The sequence below is a fragment of the Zobellia sp. B3R18 genome, assembly GCF_018860715.1.
GTDB lineage: Bacteria > Bacteroidota > Bacteroidia > Flavobacteriales > Flavobacteriaceae > Zobellia > Zobellia russellii.
The window spans coordinates 1-310 of sequence record NZ_JAHKQG010000003.1; the positions used below are offsets into that span (position 1 = coordinate 1).

The 310-nt window shown below is 49.7% G+C and carries 1 pseudogene; it reads left to right on the top strand.

From position 1 onward, the window contains the following. Positions 1–310, top strand: a pseudogene (locus tag KO513_RS00955) (hypothetical protein); the annotation flags it as partial.

Consider the following 310-nt stretch of genomic DNA (forward strand, 5'->3'; position numbering starts at 1 on the left):
TGAACGTTGTCACGGAAACCAACGGCGAAAAATCAATTGATAGTTTTGTGATTGATGGGGTATCGGGAACATTCAACGGTACGGATATATCGGTGACCTTGCCTTTTGGAACGGACGTAACCGCACTGTCCCCTATTATTGAGTTTTTCGGACAATCTGTCAACCCACCTTCAGGGACCCCCACTGACTTCACCAACAATGTAATCTACACCGTAACCGCCGAGGACAACACTACATTGGACTATACCGTGAACGTTACGGTGGATGCCGCACAAAACGTAGCTCCCCTAGCGGATGCCGGTCCTGACCG